The 14,595-nt window shown below is 37.5% G+C and carries 10 protein-coding genes; 3 read left to right on the top strand and 7 right to left on the bottom strand.

Translation table 11 applies throughout. The features are described from left to right. Window positions 1–210 precede the first annotated feature (210 nt). The gene (locus tag N482_RS15920; protein ID WP_063377969.1) at window positions 211–2,247 is read left to right on the top strand and encodes a tetratricopeptide repeat protein; all 2,037 of its coding nucleotides are present in this window, start codon (window positions 211–213) and stop codon (window positions 2,245–2,247) included. A 192-nt stretch (window positions 2,248–2,439) separates the two neighbouring features. Beyond that, window positions 2,440–2,919 carry a hypothetical protein gene (locus N482_RS15915; RefSeq protein ID WP_063377968.1) on the top strand — a complete coding sequence of 160 codons (480 nt, stop codon included), beginning with the start codon at window positions 2,440–2,442 and terminating at the stop codon, window positions 2,917–2,919. Window positions 2,920–2,955: 36 nt separating this feature from the next. Here the strand turns inward: N482_RS15915 and rmuC are convergent, their stop codons facing one another. The 6 genes from rmuC to N482_RS15885 form a co-directional block, all read right to left on the bottom strand. Beyond that, window positions 2,956–4,413, bottom strand: a complete 1,458-nt coding sequence (rmuC, locus tag N482_RS15910) for a DNA recombination protein RmuC (protein ID WP_063377967.1) — start codon at window positions 4,411–4,413, stop codon at window positions 2,956–2,958. 142 nt (window positions 4,414–4,555) lie between these two features. After that, a complete protein-coding gene (locus N482_RS15905; protein ID WP_063377966.1) occupies window positions 4,556–5,245 on the bottom strand; it encodes a response regulator in 690 nt (229 codons plus the stop codon). Next, the gene (locus N482_RS15900; RefSeq protein ID WP_063377965.1) at window positions 5,245–5,451 is read right to left on the bottom strand and encodes a hypothetical protein; all 207 of its coding nucleotides are present in this window, start codon (window positions 5,449–5,451) and stop codon (window positions 5,245–5,247) included. Before N482_RS15900 ends, N482_RS15905 begins: the two co-directional genes overlap by 1 nt. Window positions 5,452–5,777: 326 nt before the next feature. Then, window positions 5,778–8,876 carry a DEAD/DEAH box helicase gene (locus N482_RS15895; protein ID WP_063377964.1) on the bottom strand — a complete coding sequence of 1,033 codons (3,099 nt, stop codon included), beginning with the start codon at window positions 8,874–8,876 and terminating at the stop codon, window positions 5,778–5,780. Between the two features lie 146 nt (window positions 8,877–9,022). Continuing rightward, the gene (locus tag N482_RS15890) at window positions 9,023–9,988 is read right to left on the bottom strand and encodes a ParB N-terminal domain-containing protein (protein WP_063377963.1); all 966 of its coding nucleotides are present in this window, start codon (window positions 9,986–9,988) and stop codon (window positions 9,023–9,025) included. A gap of 18 nt (window positions 9,989–10,006) precedes the next feature. After that, window positions 10,007–11,236, bottom strand: a complete 1,230-nt coding sequence (locus N482_RS15885) for an AAA family ATPase (protein WP_063377962.1) — start codon at window positions 11,234–11,236, stop codon at window positions 10,007–10,009. Between the two features lie 706 nt (window positions 11,237–11,942). Between N482_RS15885 and N482_RS15880 the strand changes: the two genes are divergently transcribed. Further along, the gene (locus N482_RS15880) at window positions 11,943–13,157 is read left to right on the top strand and encodes a hypothetical protein (RefSeq protein ID WP_063377961.1); all 1,215 of its coding nucleotides are present in this window, start codon (window positions 11,943–11,945) and stop codon (window positions 13,155–13,157) included. Window positions 13,158–13,214: 57 nt separating this feature from the next. Here the strand turns inward: N482_RS15880 and N482_RS15875 are convergent, their stop codons facing one another. Further along, entirely contained in the window at window positions 13,215–14,084 is an 870-nt protein-coding gene (locus N482_RS15875) for a DNA replication terminus site-binding protein (RefSeq protein WP_063377960.1), read from the bottom strand. Between the last annotated feature and the right edge of the window lie 511 nt (window positions 14,085–14,595).

Raw genomic sequence — 14,595 nt, 5'->3', positions numbered from 1 at the left:
TTGGCGCAAAGCAATTTTTTACCAACTGCCTAGATAATTTAGATCTCTATTTTACTAACAACTTTTGTATATAAATCATTTTTTTACTAACACGCCTTTTTACAGAGCAAAATTTTACTTACTCTGAAATGTAAAGCCCCTTTACATGATCCATATTTGTCACACATTTGTTGCATAGCATGCGACGGTCTTGATTTAACTTGAAAAATTATGAAGAAAATATTCGTTCCTTTGTTACTAGCCTGCATACTCTCTACCCAGAGCGCCTCAGCGAGTATAGATGTAGAGGAATTAGAGACCCTAGAGAAGCAAGGAAAGTATCAAATTGCACTAGATTTAATAGAACCTTGGCGTCTGGAAAACCTCAGTCAGGAAAAAGCGCTTGAAGTCTTATTGTTACAAGCAAAAATCTATCGCAAACAGGGACGATTTGAAGAAGCAATATCCACTTTGGATTACATTGAACAAAACCACTACTTAAATACACCGCTTGTGCGCACTCTCAACAATGAAAAAGGCATAAACTATCGTCGAATGTCACGTTTAGAAGAGGCTGAGAAACATTACTATCGAGCATTAAAAGCCGCGCAAGAACTAGAAAATAACACTTTAATTGGCCTCGCCTATAGTAATTTAGGCGCTTTGTATGACCATAAAAATCAGCTTGCACAGGCCATGCAATTTCAGTTGAAAGCTCAGGGCTATTTGAAAGGTAGTGACAACCATTCAATAAAAGCCAGCAATTTCTATAACCTAGGCGATATCTCTGTTAGGCTAGATGACTACGAACAAGCCGAGATATTTTTTCGCTGGGCACTTGCGGAAGATAAAAAGCATGGCGAAATAGTTGCCATTGCAGACAGTGCTCTGAGATTGTCCCATGTCTCATTTAAAAAAGAAAATTACGCTTTGGCAGTTGAAAACATTAATGAAGCACTTAAGTACCTTACTCAAACCAACGCCAATGAAAGCCTTTCTCGTGCTTATCATATGCTTGCCAGTAGCCACATGAAACTACAACAACCTGACGAAGCACTTATTAACGCCCATTTGAGTTTAGACTTTGCAAATAAAGCTCAAAGCTCAGTGCAATTGATTTATGCTCATATTAGTGTGTCGAAAGCTTACCTCAGCTTGAAACAACCGCATTTAGCACAGAATTATGTGACAGATTTGGCGGATTTAGTCGTTGAGGAAACGCATTCACCTCTAGCGATACATTATTATGAAGTCGCCGCTGATCTGGCGTCCCAACAAAAAAAAATGGATGTTGCATACGCCTTCCTTCACAAGGCGCTTATTGCACGCAAGTTAAATGATGTGAGGATCAACAACCAAAGGGCACAAACATTTAGAAACAGTATTAGCAGCTTAGTGCAGCGGCAGCAATTAGAAGTATCAGAAAAAGAAAAAGCTTTGGCACAAAGCCAGCTTCAACATAATAAATTGATGCAAAAAGCTTGGATTATCGCTGGTTTGTCGGCACTTTTTATCTGCGTATTGCTGACTTATATTTATTTCATCAAACATCGCTCCGCTAATTTGGCAGCTAAATTGTACCAACAAAACTTAAAGCAAAAAGAGAAGTTACTAGCTGATATTTCTCACGAACTCAGAACACCTTTAAGTGTATTAAAACTCCATATAGAAGCATTAGAGCACAACTTATTCGACGACAATAGCCGCGCATACAGTAAGATTAATGACAAAATATCGCAGCTCAATGCGCTAATTACTGATGTATATCAACTGTCTCAAGCTGAAAACAACGCCATTGAGCTTAATGAACAAATTCAGTGTGTAAGAACGCTCTCTGAAAACTACAGTTATGATATTCAGCGCATGACAGAAAATCATAAACTTGATTTTAGCAGGGAAATTAGTATTCCAGAGGGCGCGACCATTAACATTGATAAGCCAAAATTAGATCGTGTTGTTACTAACTTATGTAAAAATACCTGCCTTTACACTGACAGTCCAGGACGCGTAATTTTCAAGATGTATCAGCATAAGGATTACTTGAATATTGAGTTTCAAGATTCTTCTCCGACTGTCACAGACGAAGAAATTCCTAAGCTTTTTGAAAGACTCTACCGTGTAGAAAGTTCTCGCAGTCGCGCCACTGGCGGTTCTGGATTGGGCCTATCAATATGCAAAAGCTTAGTAGAGTTGATGTCTGGAAATATAGATATCAAACGTGGATCATTAGGCGGGCTAGATATTTCCATTTCCCTCCCTATAAAGTAATACATCAATTACCAAAAGCATACAGGCGCATTGAAATCACACATGTGCCATGATTCCGAAAACTAAGAAAAAATAACTACCTAAGGAAAATTCTTATCCAACTGCTCCGAGCACTTGTGCTTTCTTATTCGCTCCATTTTCTATCCACATTACCTTGTTTTAATAAGCAACATGAACGGGAGGAATTAATTTATGTCACAGCGTACAATGAAACATGATGATTGGGTGAAAATAGCCGAGCGAAAGAGAAGTCAGTCAAAAGTACGAACTAAAACAAATAAGGTATTACCTTTTTGGTCTTTGTTGCTTGCAGGCTTTCTGATCTTAGCATCAGCATGGAATTATTGGGCAGATAGCAACTCAAAAACGATTGTACATGCAGATATAAGTGTTGAAGCACAAAAGCGTATCAACCGCTATTTTACAAAGCAGTTTATGATGGGCAGTTGGAAATTAAGCCGTATTAACTTTAACGACGGCGAGCTAAATGTATTTATTCAGATCCCAACAAGGCTAGCAATGACAAGCAGCGAGATTAAAGGATATATTCAGCAATCGCTTTGCCCTCATCCTAGCAGTAAAGTATGGAATGATGTAAGAAACAACGCGCTTTACATTTTCCTCTATTCCGACAAGCCTAGAAATGGCGACTACGCTTTGTGTACTAGATAAAAAAGGGCCTTAGGCCCTTTTTTCGTGTATTTATAATTACTCAAGTTCTAACTTTGCTTTTTCTAACAATTCTTCCGGCAAATCTTTAGACACAGCAACACCCAACTCTTTAAATTCAGATGCCTGTTTAATTAAATTACCTTTTCCAGCGTAAAGCTGTCCAAGAGCTTTTTCATACGTTTCCTGTGCTTTCTCGAGTTGTTTACCTACGCCTTCCAAGCTATGCAAAAAGCTATTCAATTTGTTGTAAAACTTTTCAGCTCGCAGCGCCAGCTCTTTGCTGTGTTTGCTTTGCTCCTCAAAACGCCAAAGCTGCTTCACAATATTTAGACTTGTTAGTAGGGTAGTTGGTGTCGCAACTAATACTTTATTTTCAAGAGCATATTGATAAAGGTCGGGTGCATACTTGATGGCTTCAACAAACGCTGACTCTACCGGAATGAACATAATTACCACTTCAGGCGAGTTCAAACCAGGCAGTCGCTCGTAAGATTTATCACCTAACTCTTTGACTCTCGCTTTGACTGCTGTCACATGATCTTTCAAAGCTTGTTGCGCAAGCATATCTTCTTGCGTATTAACGTAACGCGTATATGCATTTAAAGAGGTTTTTGCATCAACCACAAGATGCCTATTTTGTGGTAAATATACGATAACATCAGGGCGAAACTTGCCCCGTTCGGTAGTAAAGCTCACTTCTCGTTTATAATCATAACCGGGCCTAAGACCCGCACTATCCAGTACATTTTCAAGCATTAACTCACCCCAATTACCTTGGGTTTTAGTCTGGCCTTGTAATGCTGTGGTTAGTTTACTGGCTTGATCTGTCATCGCCTGATTATTGGCTTGTAAATGAAGCAACTCGGTTTGCAACGCCGCTCGCTGTTTTAACTCTTCACTATGAATCGCTTCCATTTTGTCACGGAAACCTTTTAACTCCCCCTGTACAGGAGTCAAAAGATGCTGAATTTTCTCCTGACTACGACGTGCAAATTGCTGGCTTTTTTCTTCGAAAATCTTACCCGCCAAATTTTCAAATTCTTGCTTTAAAGTCTCTTTAGCCTGCTCCAATTGCTGGATTTGCGCCTCAAAAGCTCGTTGCTTCTCAGTTAATGTTGTTTCCAAATCCGTCAATTTCAGTTCTAGCTGGTGCGCTCGGTCTTGTTCACTTTTTAGCTGTGATTGAACTTGTTGCCACAGAGCATAGTACTCTTTAAGTTGCGTGTGTTTTTCAGCTAGACGAGCTTGATATGTCTGGGCCTCACCATGCAGTTTTAGCTGCTGTTGTTTGGTATCGGCTAGCTCAGCTTTCATTTCTTGATTAGCAGATTCCAGCATGGCTAACTGGTTTTGTGTAATGAGTAGTTCATTTCGGCTTTTTTGCTTTACAAAAAAGATAATCACAGAAAATAAAATACTGACCGATAAGGCACCTACCCCTAACAAGGTGCCAATAGTGCTCCACGGTAGGGCAGACCAAGTAGTCCAAAACATAGTATGACTCTTTAGATTAAATCTAGTTAAATCATACCTGAGTACTTAAGATCATTCACTTAGATAGAGGGAGGAAAATAGAACTTTTACAAGAGAAAAGCTAAGAGTTAGCCATAATCAGCTAACTCCAGTAGGTATACTATCAACTATCAATGTGCTGTTCGTTAAAGCGGTAACCAGCCCCATAAACAGACTCTACTATTTTTGGTGAAAACTCGATATTTTTAATTTTTTTGCGGATATTTTTGATATGACTGTCTATAACTCTATCCGAAATATCGAAATTGTCTGGTTGAATGTGGTCAAGGATCTGCTGTCTAGAAAATACTCGATTTGGAGCATTGTAAAGCATTGCAAACACATCAAACTCGACTTTTGTCAGACTCAAAGATTGCCCTTTCAATGAAACCAACAATTGCGCTTCGTTAACTTCAATCGCAGGCTTTTCAGGAGCCTGTACAGTGCTACAGCGGCGCAAAATTGCTTTAATGCGCATTACCAACTCTGCGGCACTAAACGGCTTACATACGTAGTCATCAGCACCAAACTCTAAGCCTTTAAGGCGATCGGCTTCAGAAACTTTTGCTGTTAACATGACGATAGGGACCATGGAAAATTCGCGGATTTGTCGCATACATGCAACACCATCCTGATTAGGCAACATGATGTCCATTAAAATGGCATCCGGGCTATTAGTTCTTACCCAATCAACCACTTCTGCGCCGTCAGCAATATGTGATATTTGAAATCCAGATGCTTTAAAAAACAGCATCACCTGTTCAGCAATATCAAAATCATCTTCGACAATCAAAATGTGGTGTGTTTCTTCCATTAGTTTCTCTTTTTAGCTTTTAATACTCTTAGTTGCTGCTTCACTTGTTTTTTCAAGCTAGAAGACAATGTATCATCAAATAACAACATGCCTAAGATACTTGCCAAGTCTTCAGAGCTTGCAACTTCATTAATCAGATCATAGTCGCACAGCGATTGAGGTTCAATAAAGTTTAATTGCGAAATTGAGTTTTCATAGCACAACATAGTTTACCTGCCTTAAGTCCAATTCATTTGGTGTTTTTCCTGTGTGTGTATTAAAGAGAAAGAATATGGATCAAATGTGGAACAAAACCAGAAAAAAGGGTAATTGCAATTACACTATATTACACGAGGCCGAAATATTTCCGTCTGAGCCCCAATTCTATTGATGAGCTTACAGAAAAAGAAAAACCAGCTCATATTGAGCTGGTTTATTACAAAAAAACGTAACGTAATTAATAAGGGGAAATCAACATGTGCTCATTGTTTAACTGCTCTAACAACGTGCATAAGAGTAGACTACGGCCCCTTTTAAAAGTTCAAAATTAATTTTAACTTTTTATCAATTCAAGCATTTGAGCTTCATTAAACTCACTCAAGTTCACGCCAGCATCAGCAAATAGGGCGTCTACCAGTGCTTGTTTATCTTTTTGCATCTGAAAAACTTTTTGCTCTATCGAGTTTGCTACAATTAACTTATAGACAAATACAGGTTTATCCTGACCAATTCTATAGGCACGATCTGTGGCTTGATTTTCGACCGCTGGGTTCCACCAAGGGTCAAAATGAATAACCGTATCAGCTTGAGTCAAATTAAGGCCCGTTCCACCCGCTTTAAGCGAAATTAAGAACACATCGACTTCACCCTCTGTAAACCTTGCAATGGCTTTATCTCGCTGCCTTGTTTGTCCTGTCAGCATCGTAAATGGAATATTCTTATCATCACAAAGTTTAGAGATCATATCTAGCACGGTCGTAAACTGGCTAAATATGATTATTTTGCGTCCTTCTTCAAGCAGTATTGGTAAGTGTGCCCCTAGCCATTTAAATTTTGCGCTCTCTAAATATTCAGTGCCTTTGTCGACCAACCTAGGATGACAGCAAATCTGTCTTAACTTTAACAAAGCATCTAAAAAGGCAAGCTTACTGCTTTCAACGCCTTGTTCTTTGAACAAGTCAATTAAACTCGATTCAATTTGGCTCTGCACGTGTTGATACAATGTGGCTTGCTCTGAGCTAAACTCTAACTTTTTAATGAGCTCAGTCTTTGCAGGTAGTTCTCGTACAACCTCAGACTTGGTTCTTCGTAATATAAACGGCGCTATCAAAGATTGCAGCTCTTTCGCCTTGCGACTGTCACGTTCCTTTTCAATAGGAATTTGAAAGTACTGTTTAAATTGTTGCTTTGTACCCAATACATCAGGCATTACGAAATCCAATAGTGACTTAAGCTCCATTAAGTTGTTTTCAACAGGAGTACCACTTAAACACAGCTTGAATTCAGCACCTAATTGTTTAACACACTTAGAGATCTGCGCAGTTTCATTTTTAATGTATTGCGCTTCATCTAATACAATCGAGTCGAAATGTAGCTCAGAGTAGTGCGCCAAATCGCGTTTCAATAAAGGGTATGTAGTTATAATAAAACGGGCTTGTGAAACTTGATTCAGTTGTTTATCACGGTTACTACCGTGAACCGTTAAAACCGGTAAATGCGGTGCAAATCGTTTAAACTCATTTTGCCAGTTACCTACCAAAGAAGTTGGACATACAATCAAAGAGGGTTTAGTTACCAACGTATTGTGTTGTGAAATAAAGTAGGCGATCACCTGTAGGGTTTTACCTAGTCCCATATCGTCAGCTAGAATTCCTCCTAACTGATGGCGGTTCAAGAACTTAAGCCAGTTCACGCCTTGCAGCTGATAATCTCTTAGCGTAAACCTGTCATTGCTCGCTCCCAGTAATGATGCATCTTCATTTACTGGTTTGTTTAACTCTCCAAGGTAATCAAGCAATCGTTCATCGTCAGAGACACTTTCTACGGCATCCAATTCAAAAAGTTTTTTCGCATATGACAGCGGAAATTTGAACTGAGAGCTCGACAAGTAATAACTAAAACGCGACTTTAAAAGCAGAAGCTCTTCATACATATTTTTTGAAATAGCGTAGTACTGCTCAGCAATTTGAACATATTGAAATACGTTCGCAATAGAGTTTACTTCGTGATTAGGAACTTTGTCCCAATCAAGCAATATCAATTTATCATCAAACATAACTTTGCCGATGACATGATGTTTCTTGTCACGCTTCAGTTGTAACGTAACTTTTGGTACTTGGACTTTTTTGGTTTGCTGAATTTCGTCAACTTGCCACATCTTACGCTGCAAGTAAGGACGCACCTCACAGTTGTACCAGTGGTATGCTACTTCGTCTTCGACCGGTAACCTAAATCCGTCGCCTTGAGCTTCAAAGCCAAGGCCTAGCAACATTTTCTCGCACCGATTAAGTTGCTTTTCAGTCGAATATTTAGTTTGAGATTCAAACAGAGACAGCGCTAAATGTTTAAATTCGCCCTCAGTCACACCAAGCTTTGCAACTAATTTGTTTTTATCCAACAGCCGTTCATAACCACTTGGAGGCGGAATAACGTTATCAGCAAATATGTCTTGAAAACGCTTAATCACAGCCTCGATTTTGTCTTTTTGAATGCTCGGCATGGTTTGCAGATGTGCAATCTCAGATGCGCTTAACTCTGACTCTATTCGCCCAAGCAACATACTTTCTGTATCTAAATAAACCGGCGGATCAGACTTAATTAAAAGCCACTGCTCAACACCCGTTAATTTACTCTCGAGCTTAAAGGTGTCCTTTTCAACCTGCCAAGTAAAGTCTAAGTGTTGCATATGACCAAATTGCAATGGCTTACGACTATTCCCGTAAAAACACCGTTTTGTAGCTACAAGCTGCTGTAGTGCTGCAAATCCCCAACTACCTGATAGCTCAAAGTGACCAGGTGTATTTTGAGAACGAACCCAACTGAACAGCTTATAGTCACTCTCTAATATGTCTTTGGGTGGAACATGAGCGTTTAATTGCTTTTCGGTTAGCGCTCGGCCTAACGGATAATGTCCATCAGGTTTGTGAGGAGACATTTTTGGATTTACAAGTAATTCATTACCACGGTGCTCTAGTACAAATAACAGTACATTTGCAGCGTTTAAATCGGTTGCTTGTTGTAACAAAGACAACTCATTAAACCAATCATTTACAATGAAAGACTCACCAAAGCCACCAGAATGCTCTACTTTAAGTTTCAGTAAAACAGCTGCTATATGACGACATTTTGCATTATTTGAACAGGAGCATTGAGCTTCGACGGAAGGGGTCCCCTTGATTTGCTCAATTTTTATATGCTGGGTAAAGGTATTTCCATAATTCCCTAATACTTGTGCGTCAATCCGCGAAAAGTCATCGGTATGTTCCAAAAAGCAGATCTGATCATCATTCAGATACTCTTTTGCCTTGGCCAACATAGCAGAACTAAAATACTGCTTAAGAAAGCGCTCTGATAACGGAAACTGTGAAGACTGTTCCTGTTTAATTTCTTCAAATAAAGCTAATAGCTGCTCTTTAGATAACTGCGAGGACATTTTTTAACAAGTAACAAGACGTAAAAGACCAGTATATGAAATTACGGTTTTGAGCTAAAGAGGAAAAGCCCACAAAATTAGGAAAAACTGACTGGTTGGATGTGAAAAAGGCATATGCATGGCCTAGATCTCTAGGCCACAACAATTTAATTAAAACTGTTTAACAATTTTTGCAATTGTTCTAAGCGCTTATCAGTCAGTACCTTATCATCTATTTTCACGGTAACGGCACCAGAATTAATGCTCCGTTGCACTTTGACAAACTTATTTTCTAGCAAGCATTCATTTCGGTTATAAGTTTCTGCTTCAAAGGTCGTCAGGTATTTGGTAATCTCTATCGCACGCTTTTCGTCACTCATAGCTTCATTTTGAAACTCTGCATGAGCCAAACCAGACACTTTGCTTGCAAACTGTTCAGGACTATCTTTCAATGCGCCGATTAATTTTTTCGCTACTTCTCGCCCCAAATGATTAGGAGTCGGATACATTAGGACAATTTCCCTGTCAATCTGCTCAAAGGCCTTAATTGAATCAGCAACTGCGGTATGAGAAACCCCTTCTAATCCAGCAATCTCTCTATATGAGCCTTTTTTACCGCTGTCTTGTAGTTTTTTACGTGTTTGTACGTAAGCTTTACCAAGCTCCCAGAGACTTGGCGCTATGTATTGATCTGAAGATACAGCAAGCGCTTTAGCGTCCTCTTCTGTAAAGTCCTCTGAGCTAAAAACCACATAGTTAGCCTTGGCAAGCAAACATGCCTTGCGACGCCTTGAGCCAGAAAGCACAAGCAAAGATGTACCTTGTTTCCAGCATAGCGCTGGATGCATATTCCTACCATCTTCTTGTATCGCTGGTAATATATCCGTTACTGATTTTTCATTTAGCAAAGACTGTTCACGACGGTTTTTTCCGTAAACGGACGTTTCTATCTCTATATCTTGCCAAGGGATCACTTTACAGATCAGTTTTATCTGACGATTTGGATCACTAGGTGCTGGCATTATAACCTCTTGACCTGCAGACGCTTGTCCCAATAAGTCATCTAGACTACTACTTTCTACAGGTGTTGCAAAAGGGTCTATTCGTGTATCGTTTTTACGTTTTCTAGCCATATTTTAGCCTGTATTCTATTAGTCTAAACTTGATTGGGTAGATACCCAATTGGAGCGTATTAGCATTTCTAATTCATCAACAACATCTTTGATATTTTCTTGTGATTTAAGCAAAGACTCTCTGCTTGCGAGTGAATCAGACGTTTTTTGATCGAAAATGGTATTAAAAGAAGAAGAACTAGCTGTAATTGCTGAGCTATGGTTAATCGGGTAACTCATTACCTGACGTCCAAAAGCAGTTCTTACGTCTTTAACAATATCTCTTTGTGAGTGATTACCTTTTACATAGTTAGTAACGAGGAACTGCATAAAATCCCAGCCTTCGTGACCTAATGCTGCTACGGTGTGATAAATTTCACCCAAACGTTTTAGGTATTTATTATTCGCATCAAAATCTACAGCTTCTGGGTGAACTGGAATCAGCATTGCTGTAGAGGCCATGAGCGCGTTGTAGAACATAAAATTCAATGAAGGCGCTGTGTCTATCAAAATTAAATCAAACTCATCCTGAACTGGCTCTATGACACGCTCTTTAAGCTTATGATAATGTCTTGTTTGATCATAACCAGAAGATTCTTTTAATTCCGTTGCTGTTTCGTGCTCAAAGTAAAAATCATCCATACCTGATGGTAGAAAACGAATATTTGGAATATGCGTTTTTTGAAACGACTCCGAAACTAGCTGTGGCCAAGTTTCTCCTTCTTCTAATTCGATACAATCCCGCATCAAGTCTCCAACAGTTATCGGCTCGTGATCATCTGAAGGAAAAAAGCTAGAAGAAGATCCTTGAGGATCGAGATCGATTATCCCGATTCGATAGCGCTTGATGTTAGTTGTAGCCAATGCAGCAGCCAAATTAACAAGCGAAGTCGTTTTGCCACAACCGCCTTTTAAGCTATTTATCACGATAACCTGGAGCTTGTCTTGATCAGATCTATGATCAGACTTGATCCCTAGAGTATCTGCCATTGCGAAAATATTGCTCAGCGTATATGCATAATGGCCATTCGCGCCTTTCTGGATACTTAAATGATCAAAATCACCTTGGTCGTGGCGCCTTTTCAACGTTCTATTGTTGACACCTAAAAGATCAGCTGCTGCTTTTTGGGTATAAGTACGCAACTCTTTATCTTCTGATTTTAAATGTGCACGATAGTGTTGAATACGGCCTTCAAGAGATTTTTCGGCAACCTCTGCTGTTGCTTTCAACAATTTATAAGTAGAAAGAGCATTGCTATTGATAGACATACTAATATTCCTTAACCTGATACATATTATTATAATGTCCATTAAATGAAACGTAAACATATTAAAAGCATGACATCTTAAAAAGTCACTTTAAAATTTACCTATAAGATTAAATAAAGAGATTAGATATGGTTAAGTATTAAGGTAATAAAGGTTAAGGGTTATGAATATTACAATAAATCATTGTTTTTTAAAAACAAATTAAATTTTAATAGATCAACAAAATACGTAGTAAAGATCCGATCTTTATCTACATTGAGATCACAAATATACTAAGCAAAAATTGACCAGTTAGTTAAATCACAGGTTATCAACAGACTTATGAACATTTCATCGCCTTGAGATCAATAAAATACTAACTAGATCTCTAAAGGTATCCACAAATTTTGTAAAATAGGTCTCAATTTGTTGGTAAAGATCAGATCTATACTACAGATAGATCTGATCTTTACTAATTTGTATTGCATTTATGCACAGCAGCCCGATCAATCTAGCTGTTTTTGGTAGTTTTGCGTTGAATTGTGGTTAAATCGCTTTGTTTATGTAACTAGTTGGTAAAATAACGATCCCAATTTTGCTGTATGTTGGTAAAAAACTGATCTTGGCAAAAAATTGAATTCAGATCACTTTTTTACTAACTTAACTATTTAACTTTTGCCTTTGAATGTGTTGTTATTAGCTGTCGAAAGAATCTGGAAGTAAAAAAATGAACCGTAAGGTAAACATCTCTGTTGATAATCTACCTGACTCACTTCGTGGGCAAATCCACGGAGTTGAAAGTGCTATAGATAATGAAAGTCTTGCGCTGTTTACAGACAACAAAGATGTACGAATTTCTTTAGAAAGTACGAATCATGGCCTGCGAGCATACTCAAATACTTTCAATCATTATGACCTTTGGGGTAGATTTGTTCGATCAGGGCACAAAAAGCTTCCATTAGAAGAAGCTCCTAAAAAAACAATTATAACGCGTAGAATTTCTGAAAAGGTAGATGGCATTCTATACGATGGAGAAATTAAGATTACTCCAGCTGTTGTAAGTAGTAAAAAAGAAGGAGAAGAAACCGAATATCTTGTCTGGCCTTCAGATAGAGAAGAGAAGGTAGAACGAGCTTTAATTCGTCTTGCTTCAAAGGGCAAAATTGTAAAAATAAATTTTAAGTCCGGTATTCAATATGCGGTAATTTTCTCAATGAATGAATTGGCGCAAGAGTTGAAAGCTGTTGGCCAATCAATGCCATATCCGCAAATAAAAGAGTCATTAGAAGCACTTCAAGGTTCAAAGTTGTCCTTTAAATACAGAGCTACTGACACTAAAAACAGCGATGTTGACGATTCTTTTTATGAGTCAAATATGAATTTTCTATCTTCTTTACATTTTAGTGGTAAAAAAGGACAGGGAGGCAATATTAAATGTGTCGCGTGTTTGAATGCATTTGTGCACAATATGATCGACAATTTAGAGTATAAAGGATACTACTTTAATAGTGCACAAGAGCTAAAACGAGGTTTGTCTCGATGGATGATGTTGAGGCTTTATCATTTATGGCGTTATGCTGCCCCAGGTAAAACTTATCATTTTAGATTATTATCGATAATGGAAAAGTATGGTTCTATATACTCTTCAGATGAAATTACCGACAACAAGTTGAAAGCGCTTCGTAGAGATATGACTACGACAATGAAAGACTTAATTGAAAAAGGCGCTATTTCAGAATATAACATTTCAAATGTTAAAAATGAGCAATCAGGAAAGATCATCGATTACGTATATGAAATGCATCCATCTGCACAATTTTGTGAAGAAATTCTTGCTCTGAATAAACATAACAAACGAATTGAAATTCAAGGTGGCAAAAGACTTGTCGAAAGTGCTGAAATAATTGATGAAGATATTCTAGAAGAAATAGTGAAAAAGTAATATTTTAAAGGATAGTGAATTATGTTAAATTGTCTATCCTAAGCTTTATACCTAATATTAGTCTAAGTTTTCCAAGTAAATTCGCTCAATCAAGTAACTATAATCTTTTTTTCTTACGTCGACATTTGCACTGTTATAACTTGGCAGCTCCCCAAGTTTCGTTTCGCTTTGCGGATTTAGTAATATGAAGGGAAGTGCTGCACTTACGTGATATCTATTTTTTGCTGAAAACCTAACATTTACTTCTGGTGTTACCCTTGTTGGACGTTTTATCCTTAACTTACTCTTTTCACTCAGACTTCCCACTCTAAGTTTTTCTGACTCAACTATTTGCATCCAATTTTGTTGATCTATAACTCGCGGGTTTGAATATCCTGAAGATTTATTTAGCATTTCTAGTGCTACTTTTTTAGATAATGTAATAGAAGAATGCTTTTTCATCCATGTAAAACGTACAGAATAGGGGATTGTTTCTTCAAAATGGATATTTCGATAGGCTGCTAACGTTATAAGGTTTGGTACTGCATTATGGACCGCTTCAAATCTGGCATCATTGTTATTTATTTCTAATATAGACTCTTTAAAACTTTTCTTCGCTTTATTTACTTCAATAATCCGTGACTTTAAAGATAAGTTCGGATCATTGATTGCTATTAATCCAGGATGTCTCGTAAGTATTTTTCCACTTTTTTTATTCCCAACAAAGACATCTTTATAACCGGATAAACATTTTTCAAGCGCAATATCACCAGTTATTTTTGAAACACTTATGTTGTCAGGTGCTTTTTTTTCGTCTTCTTCTGTGACTTCAGGTAGCAAATAATAATTACAATTTATAATTTCCGAACTTTTAATTTCATCGCAAAAAATATTTATTTGTTCGAATAGGTAGTCGAAGTTACTTCGTAAGTTAAATTTGGTATTCATATAATAAACTTATGTATGATGTGTTCCTTTAATTATAACTAAAAATCTTTGTTTCCGCCAATCTACTTTAAATAATCAATAGAGGATAACAGTTAGAACACATCATACATAAAAGGAATAAGTAGTGCGCTGTTTGCTTTGTAATTAAATATATGTTGGGATTTTAAAATTAAATTTTAAGTAATTAAAGTATGATGTGTTCTCTATATTATAACCCAATAACAATACTTCTTTCAATTTTTCTGATATCTAAGTAAACCAATAGTGAAGCTAGTCGACCAGTGTAGATCTATTTTGTTAAGAAATGCTTAAGAAGGTTGTGATGAAGAATGTGATTCAAATGATTTTAAGTATGATGTGTTCCTTGATAGTATAGCGAAAATTACACTATTAACCAATCTTTATTGAGTTTTGACTTTTAACCGTTTTACAGTTCTTCTATAAACCAAAGAGATAGTAGTTAGTTTATAACGTTAAACTACGGCTTTACTTTGACTCACAAGTTTGACTC

It is taken from the genome of Pseudoalteromonas luteoviolacea NCIMB 1942, from assembly GCF_001625595.1.
Lineage (GTDB): Bacteria > Pseudomonadota > Gammaproteobacteria > Enterobacterales > Alteromonadaceae > Pseudoalteromonas > Pseudoalteromonas luteoviolacea_A.
Note: the sequence above shows the minus strand (reverse complement) of the source record. Positions and strands in the feature narration are given on the sequence as shown.